This is a genomic window from Trueperaceae bacterium (assembly GCA_036381595.1).
Classification (GTDB): domain Bacteria; phylum Deinococcota; class Deinococci; order Deinococcales; family Trueperaceae; genus DASVCN01.
The window spans coordinates 66,288-76,319 of record DASVCN010000007.1; the positions used below are offsets into that span (position 1 = coordinate 66,288).

The following is a 10,032-nucleotide window of genomic DNA, read 5'->3' on the forward strand; positions in this document are numbered from 1 at the left end:
CCGGTTCACTCCAGGCTCCCCAGGTAGGCGAGCAGCGCCTGCAGGTCGTCTGCTTCCAGATACATCGGCGGCATCCGATTGCCCGGCTTGAGCGCCTGCGAGTTTACGATCCAACCTGCCAGGTTGCCGCGGTTGTTCGCGATCGTTCCTGCACCCAGCGTGAGGCGACTGGCGAGGTGGGTGAGGTCGGGCCCGAGGTCGCCTGTGGCGTTCGTGCCTTCGATGGTGTGACAGTAGACGCAGGCTGAACTGAGGAACACCTCCAGCCCCTCGCGCTCGAGTGGCGTGTCCGGAAGCGCGGCAGAGCGCCGCTGATCGGCCAGCCACCCCTCGAAGGTCTCCCTGGGCTCGGCGAGCACCAGCAGGTTCATCTTGGCGTGCTGGGTGCCGCAGTACTCGGCGCAGCTGCCCCTGTAGAGGCCTACCTCTTCGGCTTCGATAATGAGGGTGTTTGTGCGGCCGGGCACCAGGTCCATCTTGCCGTTCAGCGTCGGTACCCAGAACGAGTGGATGACGTCATCGCTGGTCAGTTCGAGACGGACGGGCACTCCCACTGGTATGCGCAGCTCGTTGGCTGTCACGACGCCCTCTTCCGGGTAGCGGACCTCCCACCACCACTGGTTGCCTACCACCTCGATCGTGATCGGCTCGCCTTCGCCGACCTCCTGAAGAGCGCTGGTCTTGCCGAGAGAGTAGGTGAGGACCGAGATGAGGATGAACGTCGGGACGACGATCCCTCCGATGACGACGAACGGCGTCGACCAGCTGGGAGTGGTTCCCCGTGGTGCGCCCTCGGAGGTCAGGGCGAACAGGTAGAGCGCGAGGACGATCACGACCACGATCAGTGCGACGATGAACAACACCCAGGAGAGTTGAGCGATCCCGGTTGCTGCCGGGCCCCTCGGTTCGGTCACCCAGTTGGCGAAAGCGAGTTGCAGCGGGCTGACGGCCCCGAACAGCGACAGCAGCAGGCTCAGCCTTGGGAGCGATGAGGCGTTTCCTCGGCACCGCATGTGAGAAGGGGAGCAGGTCATGCTGTCGGTGCATCCTCCGCTTCTGTTCTCGAGACAGTAGGGGGCGATCACGGCAGAAAGTTTCGTTCTCACGTTGTCACGGCCCCGCCGGCTCGACTGGGCGTCGGCTCACCCTCAGACGTGAACTCTGTCGGTCAGGATTCCAGCGGCCTTGCCCGGGTTGCTACACTTGGTTTTCGTGAACGAGGCCCCTACCGTCCAGCAACTGCGGGAGACGTCCTTCCATCCTGAGGCGCCGAAAGTGCTCTGCGCCATGTCGGGCGGAGTCGACTCGTCTGTTGCTGCTGCGCTGCTCCGGGAGCAGGGCTTCGAGGTCGTGGGGTCGATGTTGCGCTTCTGGCCCGACGATCGGCCGCCCGGAGCTTTCGATGTTTGCTGCAGCCCCGATGCGGCCTACGACGCGCGTCGGATCGCAGACAAGATAGACGTACCGTTCTATCTGCTCGATTACCGGGAGGATTTCGCGGAGGTGGTTGTCGATCCCTTCGTACCCGCGTACGAGAGCGGAGAGACGCCCAACCCCTGCGTCTGGTGCAATCGGGACATCAAGTTCGGGTCGTTCGTGAAACGAGCGATCATGCTGGGCTGCGAGTTCATGGCTACAGGTCACTACGTGCGGCGGGTCGATGGCCCAGATGGGGTTGAACTCCACCGGGGTCGTGACGACAGCAAGGACCAGACCTACTTCCTGTGGGCCCTGCCGCGAGAGATCCTCCGCTACCTGCTCTTCCCGCTGGGCGAACTGACCAAGGAGGAAGTGCGCGCATTGGCCGGAGAGCGTGGCTTCGCGACCGCCTCCAAACCCTCGTCGAACGGACTCTGTTTCGTTTCCGATTCGGTGCGTGAGTATATGGAAGAGCGGAGCAAGGAACGACCCGGACCGATCGTGGACGCCGCCGCAGGCGGAGAGGTGATCGGGGAACACCGGGGGGTGCAGTTCTACACGATCGGCCAGAAGAAGGGGCTGGGGCTCTACCACTCGCACCTCGAGCGTTACGTGATCGAGTTGCGGGCGAAGGACGATACCGTCGTAGTGGGCACCCGGGAGATGTGCCACTTCACGACTCTTACCGCTCACCGTGCCAACTTCCACTGTGCGGCGGAGGATCTTCCGCAGAGGGTGATGGCACAGGTCAGGTACCGCCAGAGGCCGGTGCCGGCGCGCCTCGAACTGGCTGAGGACGTCACCTTCGCCCTCACCTTCGACGAACCGCTCTTCGCGGTCACCGTGGGGCAGTCGGCCGTGCTGTACGACGGGGACAGGTTGCTGGGCGGCGGAGTGATCAGGGAGCGGGCCTGAGCCTCAACGCCTGAACGGTAATGGCCCAGCGGTTGAGTGTCAGTGCCTGAGTGGCAGTGCCTGGGGCAACGCCCGAGTTGCAAGGCTGAGTGGTGATGGCTGAGCCGTATTGGCTGAGTGAGATGGCTGAGCGGCAGTGCCTTGGCGGCAACGCCCGATCGCTTCGACGACGGCATTCAACTCTATCCAGCAGTACAACCAGTAGACTGCGCCAAGGAGGCCCGAATGGGATCGCTGCTGATCTTGGCTGTGCTGGTAGTACTGGTCGTCATTGCGGTAGGCATCTACAACCGCATCATCACTCTGGAGAACCGTTTCCAGAATGCCTGGAGCCAGATAGACGTGCAGCTCAAGCGTCGCAACGATCTGGTCCCCAACCTCGTCGAGACGGTCAAGGGGTACGCTGCCCACGAGCAGGCCGTCTTCGAAGAGGTGTCCCGCTCGAGACAACAGCTCATGGGGGCACGGTCGGTGGCCGAGTCGGCCGACGCAGCGAACATGATGAGCGCCGCGCTTGGTCGCCTGCTTGCGGTCGCCGAGGCCTACCCGGAACTGAAGGCGAACGAGAACTTCCGCCTGCTGCAGGAGGAGTTGTCGTCGATCGAGAACAAGATCGCTTACGCCAGGCAGTTCTACAACGACGCAGTGCTGCAATACAACAACGTGATCGAAACGGTGCCCGGCATGTGGCTCGCCGGTCCGATGGGCAAGGAGGAACAGGTCTTCCTGGAGATCCCGGAGACCGAGCGGCAGGTGCCGGCGGTTTCTTTCAGCTGAGCTGACCGGTGGGAGTCCCGGCAGTCGCACCTACAGAGGGTCGCCTCTCGTTGCTCGACTGGCGAGCGGCGAACGTCAGGGCTTCATGGCTGCTGGCGTTGGGGATCGTAGCCGTGTTCGCCGGCATCGGTTACCTGCTGGCGATTGCCCTCGATCCGTCCGAATGGTTCACCTACCTACTCGTGGCGGTGTTGGTGGCCGGGGGGCAAAGCTTCGTAGCGTACCGCTTCAGCGACCGGATGGCGCTCGCAGCCAGCGGAGCAAGGCCCGCTACCATCGAGGAGGAGCGCTACCTCGTCAACGTGTGCGAAGCAGTGTCGATAGGTGCGGGCGTTCCTGTACCTGACGTATACGTGATCGACGCCGAGCTGCCTAATGCGTTCGCCACAGGCCGTGATCCTGAACACTCGGCCATCGCGGTCACCAGTGGGATGCTCCGGGTGCTCGACCGCCAGGAGCTCGAGGGCGTCGTAGCCCACGAGATGGCGCACATAAAGAATCTGGACATCCGATTCGCGTCGATGCTCGCGGCGACCGTCGGCGCGGTAGTGCTACTTCGTGACCTGGTGACGAGATCGTTCCGTTACGGCCGACGCACACCTCGGCGTTCCAGTCGGAACAGCGGTCAGGTGGTGGCGCTCGTGGTCCTGGTCGTTGCTCTTGTGCTCGCGCCGGTCCTGGTGACACTCCTGAGGTTGGCGGTGAGCAGGAGGCGGGAGTACCTGGCAGATGCCACGGGGGCCTACATCACACGTAACCCCGAGGGATTGGCCAGGGCGCTTGAGAAGATACGCGATTTCGACGGCCCGCCCATGGAGGTGTCGCAAGGCGTCCAGCACCTCTTCTTCACCAATCCGCAGTTTCGCTTGAACGGAGCTGGTCTCCTCGCCACCCATCCACCGATAGAGGAGAGGATCGATCGCCTGAGGCGCATGTAGTACTTCTGCCGTTCGAGGGAACCCTGCCTTACGTAGTTCACAAAGGAAAGCCCCGCCGATGGGGCGGGGCTTCGTTCGGCAGCGGCCTGTGATCAGGCGTTGCTCTTCTCTTCTTCCTTCTCCTGCTCTTCTGCCTTGGCTTCGGCCTGCTTGGCCGGTCGCTTGCCTTCACGGAAGGCGGCGGTGAGCAGGGCAGCTGCCTCGGCAGCGTCGATAGCGTTCTCCTCATCGGTCGCGGCAGGCTCGGCCTTGGCGTCTTGGGCCTTAGCGTCTTGGGCCTTAGCGTCTGTGCCCTCGGCGTCTTTACCCTCGGCCGTCCGAGACTCGACTTCGGGTGCCTCAGCTTTCGGAGCTTCGGTCGAATCTCCGACCGGTGCCGCTGCCTCTGGCTCTTCGGCGGCCACAGCCGCGGTAGCTTCCTCTGCCTTGGCTTCTGGCTGCTCGGTCTCCGCTTCGGCTACCGGTTCTTCGCCAGCCTGAGCGGCAGTGGCGGCACCAGCGTCCTCGCCCGTCTGAGCGGCGTCCGCGGCCTCCGCTTCCTGGCTACCGTCCTCTTCCTTGCCTTCGGTGAGCCCGAACTGGGCGAAGAGGTCGGCGTAGACGTCACCGAGCTTGGTCGTGGTCTTGGCCGAAGCGTCGGTAGCGGCGTACGAGTAGTCGTAGTCGATGCCCTGACTGCGGCGGCCACCACGACGTCCGCCTCGCCGGCCCGCTCCGCGTGCTGCGGGAGCGCCAGACGGGACTGCGCCGTCGAACTCGCCGGCCGTGAAGGGGAGAAGGCGCTTGCGCGAGAGACTGGCGCGCTGTTCGACCGGATCGATGTTGAGGATCACTGCCGTGATCTCGTCACCCTTGGCGAAGTGCTCGCTGATGTCCTCGATGTGCTCGTGGGCGAGCTCGCTGATGTGCACGAGGCCCTCGATGCCCTCTTCTATCTCCATGAAGACGCCGAATTCGGTGATGCCGGTGATCGGACCGGTGACCTCGGTGCCGGGCGGGAAGCGGTCGGGCAGGCTGCTCCACGGATCGGGCTGAGTCTGACGCAGGCCGAGGGAGATCCTCTGCTGGTTGGTGTCGATTTTGAGGATCATAGCTTCGACGTCGTCGCCCTCGTTGACGACTTCCTTGGGGTGACGAACCCGCTTGGTCCAGCTCATCTCACTGACGTGGATGAGGCCCTCGAGACCTGGCTCGATCTCGACGAACGCGCCGAACGGGGTGAGGTTGGTTACCTTGCCAGAGACCTTGTTCCCGATGTGGTAGTTCGCCAGGACGTTCTCCCACGGGTTCGGCACGAGCTTCTTCATGGAGAGGTTGATGCGCTCGCGCTCGAGATCCATGTCGAGGACTTCGACACGGACCTTGTCTCCCACGTTCACTACTTCACGGGGGTGGTTGAAACGGCCATGGCTCAGTTCGCTGCGATGAACGAGGCCATCGATACCACCGAGGTTCACGAACGCACCGAAGTCGGTGATCTCCACTATCTCGCCGTCGAGGCGCAAACCGGGTTCGAGCTTCTTGAGGGTCTCTTCCTTCTGGCCGGCGATCTCCTCTTCGAGGATGGCGCGGCGCGAGATGATGACCCGGTTCCGCTTGCGGTTCAGCTCGATGATCTTGACCTTGAGACGCTTGCCCACGAAGGGGGCGAGGTCGTTGACCCTGCGAACGTCAGCCTGGCTGGCAGGCAAGAATGCGCGAATTCCAAGGTTCGCGACGAGGCCGCCGCGGACCTTCTCGACGATCTCCACTTCGACCGGCTTCTGCTTCTCGAAGATGTCCTGCAGAAGGTTCCAGGCCCGTTCCTGATCGGCCCGCTTCTTCGAGAGCACGATCGTGTTGTTGGGGATGTCGGAACGGATGACGTAGACCTGAATCTCGTCTCCCGGCTTGAAGTACTTAGCAGCCTCTTCGGCGTTCGTTTCGAACTCGAAGAGTTGGTTGTAGGGGAGGATGCCTTCGATCTTGGCGCCGACGTCGACTACGATTCCGTCCTGCGAAAGCATGATTACCGTTCCGTTGGTGATCATGCCGCGGTGAACCGGCTTGCGAGCCAATTGTTCGTCGCTGGCCGCAAGGACTTCTTCCATCGTCATCTCGGAGTCACGCTCGGACTCCTGCGTCGCAACGTCGGTTTGGGAGGTGTCAGAAGTCGTGTCGTTCGCCGCTGCGGTGTCTGCACCCTGCTCAACCGCCGCAGTCGGGGCCTGGCTCGAGCTTTCCTCCGGGGCTTGGTCGGTGGCCGTGGCAGGGTTCTCCGCGGCCTGGTTTAACTTGTCATCCATGTAAGGGGATTCCTCCTTGCCTAGATTCTGGGCAACGCACCATTTAATCACAAAATTCCTCTTTAGCGCAAGCTGAGAGACGCTGTGGACGGGCCTTTGCCCACCTTCTCTGGGCCTCGTTCAGGACGCCCCTCAGGCTAAATCGGTAGTCTTGGCAGCGGATTGCTCGGGTGTCGTGAAAGACCGGTCGAACGGGCCGTGAGCCAAAAAAATGGCTCCGTGTGGGAGCACGAAGCCGAAGAGGATGGGTTGAGGCAACTGGGAGGTTCGCCTCAATACGAATCCAAGCTTACGAAGGGGCTCTTACAAAAAACTTACAGAGGGCGGCTATTGCCCAGTGTCAATGAGGAGCTTTCTTCCCACTAGAGGTATTGAGCGTACGCCTCGCAGACTCTAGCGTTTCATTCAACTTGATTACCCACGGACTTGAAGAGTTTGGTAGAAACGATAGTCCCACCAAGTCTTCCTCTCCGAGCCTTAACCTGGTCACATCCCAATCAATCGGAATTGCAGACACGAGCCGATATTGCCCACTATCGCGATCGTAGTCGACTGAGATACCCTCGACGGACTTTGTTAATTGATGTCTGAACTGATGAAAATATGACCTGGCACTACGAGGTTTGTAGTTTGGGAAGAGATCGGACAAAATTTGCTGGAGTGATGCGGAACCGTTTTCAAGGAAGTAGCAAATCATTTCGATCCCGCGCGTCAATGGGAGGTGTATAGGACTGCCGTCTAAACGAAGCTCAGTCGCGCCGAGGCTAGTTACCTCGAGACCGCCGCGAGAAGTGGATAGTGACCTCGATTCTGCGAAGACAACAAATGCAAAGTCGTCAACAAGTGGGAGTTCGCGGGACAGGAGAGCCGGATTCATTAGTTCGGTGGCAATTTGTTCGATTCCTCTCAGTTCCACCTGATATTCGTTGGATCCGGTAAGCCACAGTTCTCTTGCGACATGAAGTTTGATCCAGCCCTGTTCTTGCCGAGCTCCCATCTTCTCAAGTTCACTCTCAACGTTCCGTAGCTCTGTAATTGCTTCGACTGAACCAATTGCCCCACTTAACCTTCTCAGAAGTATCTCTCTGAATCGATATGTGAGCCTGTCCGAACGGTCACCCACCAACCGTTCCGCGTTGCTCAGGTGTTCATAGGCGACGTCCAGATTGCCCTCGTGCCCATACAAGTAGGCTAAACAAACTCTTGCAAGAAACTCTTCATATCCAATGTCCAGATTAGCGGCTATTTCGAGGGCCTCTTCAAATAGGCTGATCGATTTGCTGACTCGACCGAAAGCCCATTCAGCTTCCGCCATGTGAATCCTAAGAATGGCAAGTAGGTGTCTAGGCACGGTTGAATCCTGAAGGGACGAAAGCTCAGCGATCGCATGAGAAAACCGCCCTAGCGCGATTAGAATTTGGATGCGGTGTATCCGCGCTCGTATTGCGTCTACGCCGCTTGTAATGGCAACATTCTGTTCGATAAATGCCAGTGCCCTTTTAGCTTGGCCGACTCTCCCATTTAACACAGCCAGTTGGCTAAGTATGTCGGGCGCCAAAATGCTGAATTGGGGGGCTGTCTGCACAAGTTGCCAGGCCGTCTCCGCATCTGATAGCGCGGTTCGTAAATCTCCGCTTGTTTCCTCGTGCAGGCTTTTTACGCGGTAATATAGGACTTTATCGTATGTAGATAGTGACTCACAATCGACCTTTAGCAGCTCCGGAATTACTTCATCGCCTCGTTCAATATATGCAAGTGCATGTGCGAGGTTTATTCGAGCAGCCTCATTCCCGCGATCTATGGCTCTGTAAAAGAGCTCTACTGCTCTCATATCCTCATGGAGATGAAAGTAGCAGATTCCTGCCCATCGATCATCCAATTCTGATTGAACTGGTAACTCCGTATAACATCGAATGCCATCCTCAAAGCGACGAAGGAACACCCACCCCTGAACCGGACTTTCTAGAACTACTCCAGGATGCTTTTCGCCAACTAGTTGGTCTACTACAGCGGACAATTGGGGGCCTCTATCGCTTTCGCAAAAGCTTTTTACCACCTAGTACGTGTAAATGCAATTCAGGACCAAGTTTATATGAGGTCCTCCTCTTCGGCGCTTGCTGATCTGAAATGTGAGTTTATTGACGTTATTGCATTGAGGTGTTAAATTAGCTGTATCAATCGTGTTGGGAGATACGATTGAGTCGGTGGATCTGCACATACGCAGATTTGGAGCCGAGGTTGGTTGCCTCTACGCCAACCACCAGAGATCCTTTCGGGAATGGGAGTTCCCAAAAGGCACCGTGAAGTAAGGCTTTACGGTGAGTTCAGGTGCCGACGGCACGAGCGAAGGATGGGTTGAGATGAAGAACAGTGGCAAGCGCATCTTCTATTCGGTGGTATTTGTAGCTCTCGTGAACCTGCCGCTGGTTGTATTGGCCGGCCACTCGGCTGCAACTCGCTAGTAACGTCGATTTTCAAAGTGGGTGCGTGGCACGTTCACGCACCCAGGCTTATTTATTGCGAATCATTGGCTACCGTTCCCTGAAGCAATTTCACCCTAATTCCTCCGTTATTCAGCCCCTGCACGGACCTGCTTTCAAGTGGGAGACTTTCGAACGGGGATGGATCGACACACAACACTGCCAGGTGCCATCCGACGCAGTTATTTTGAATGACTTTTGCGAATGTTCCAAGAAATTCGGGACTTGACAGCCGCTTCCCGTAGGGAAGGTTTGAAACTAGCAACTGCCTCTCCGTTCCCTCGGCTAGTTTTGACAATGGCACTTTGAGAGCGTCAGCCAGATAGAAGTCGACGAAATCGGCAACGCCACCTCTGGCTGCGTTCAATCTTGCTATGTTTATGGCTTTTTCGTCAATATCGAACCCAACTATCCGACCTGGAATGCTGCTCCGAATGTTTTCCTTAGCTTGCCGCCGGTAGTACTCCCATTTCCTAGGCTCGAAGAGTGGGCTTAGTTCGAAGGAGAAGCGGCGGTTAAGTCCAGATGGAATACCAGCAATCGCTTGAGCGGCCTCTATGCACAACGTTCCGCTACCGCAAAATGGGTCAACGATGAGACGTGCCGTCTCGAAACGAGCTGCCAGTAAGACATATGAAGCAAGTGTTTCACGTATAGGAGCAACTGTAGCCAGTCGGCGCCATCCCCTTTTGTGCAGATGCTCCCCGCTGGTATTGAAGCTCAAAGTGCATTGATCCCCGTCCAACCGGACATGGAATCGCAACTCAGCTTTAGTGGAAGAGGTGACAGTGGGGAGGCCAAGTTCCCGCAGTCGACTGTTCACTGCATCTTCAATGATTGACTCAATCTTCCTCTTATGGTTTACGCGGGACTTTCTAGACGTCACACTCAGCCGAATGCCTCTATTGTCCCCGATAAAAGTTTCCCACCTAACCTTCTTGGAGCGGTTGAAAAGGGCCTCTGTGGTTGGCGCAGGAAAGGTCGCAACTCGCATCAGGACTCGGCTCGCGGTCCGAAGGTGGAGGTTCGCCGTATACATGAGATCTGTCCGACCTCGAAAGTGAACACCCCCCTTGATCCGCTCGATGATTGTCGGTGCTACAGGAAGTTCGGCGAGTTCGCGGGTTACTGCCCATTCCAAGCCCGGGGAACAAACTGCAACGAAATCATGAGTCTGAGCAAGAACGTGCCTTTTGACCCTTCGTCTAAGAGCACGCC

8 protein-coding genes are annotated in these 10,032 nt (G+C 58.6%); 4 read left to right on the forward strand and 4 right to left on the reverse strand.

The window, feature by feature from the left end:
- Positions 1 to 5 precede the first annotated feature (5 nt).
- Positions 6 to 1,013 (reverse strand): cytochrome c oxidase subunit II, encoded by a 1,008-nt coding sequence (gene coxB, locus VF168_01950; protein ID HEX7002933.1) that lies wholly within the window; start codon positions 1,011 to 1,013, stop codon positions 6 to 8.
- A 199-nt stretch (positions 1,014 to 1,212) separates the two neighbouring features.
- On the opposite strand from coxB, the gene mnmA reads away from it, so the two are divergent.
- The 3 genes from mnmA to VF168_01965 all read left to right on the forward strand — a co-directional run bounded on the left by mnmA (position 1,213) and on the right by VF168_01965 (position 4,049).
- Positions 1,213 to 2,334: a tRNA 2-thiouridine(34) synthase MnmA gene (gene mnmA, locus VF168_01955; GenBank protein HEX7002934.1), complete on the forward strand. Its 1,122-nt coding sequence runs from the start codon at positions 1,213 to 1,215 to the stop codon at positions 2,332 to 2,334.
- Positions 2,335 to 2,559: 225 nt separating this feature from the next.
- Entirely contained in the window at positions 2,560 to 3,111 is a 552-nt protein-coding gene (locus tag VF168_01960; protein ID HEX7002935.1) for a LemA family protein, read from the forward strand.
- 8 nt (positions 3,112 to 3,119) lie between these two features.
- Positions 3,120 to 4,049 (forward strand): M48 family metallopeptidase, encoded by a 930-nt coding sequence (locus VF168_01965; GenBank protein HEX7002936.1) that lies wholly within the window; start codon positions 3,120 to 3,122, stop codon positions 4,047 to 4,049.
- 92 nt (positions 4,050 to 4,141) lie between these two features.
- Here the strand turns inward: VF168_01965 and VF168_01970 are convergent, their stop codons facing one another.
- Positions 4,142 to 6,334 (reverse strand): 30S ribosomal protein S1, encoded by a 2,193-nt coding sequence (locus VF168_01970; protein ID HEX7002937.1) that lies wholly within the window; start codon positions 6,332 to 6,334, stop codon positions 4,142 to 4,144.
- Positions 6,335 to 6,674: 340 nt separating this feature from the next.
- Entirely contained in the window at positions 6,675 to 8,165 is a 1,491-nt protein-coding gene (locus VF168_01975) for a tetratricopeptide repeat protein (GenBank protein ID HEX7002938.1), read from the reverse strand.
- Between the two features lie 487 nt (positions 8,166 to 8,652).
- Here VF168_01975 and VF168_01980 point away from each other — a divergent pair, with 487 nt between their 5' ends.
- On the forward strand, positions 8,653 to 8,796 hold the full coding sequence (locus tag VF168_01980; GenBank protein ID HEX7002939.1) for a hypothetical protein: 144 nt from the start codon (positions 8,653 to 8,655) through the stop codon (positions 8,794 to 8,796).
- A gap of 52 nt (positions 8,797 to 8,848) precedes the next feature.
- Here VF168_01980 and VF168_01985 read toward each other — a convergent pair.
- Positions 8,849 to 10,032 (reverse strand): THUMP domain-containing protein (locus tag VF168_01985; GenBank protein HEX7002940.1); only part of this gene is annotated, 1,184 nt, incomplete at its 5' end.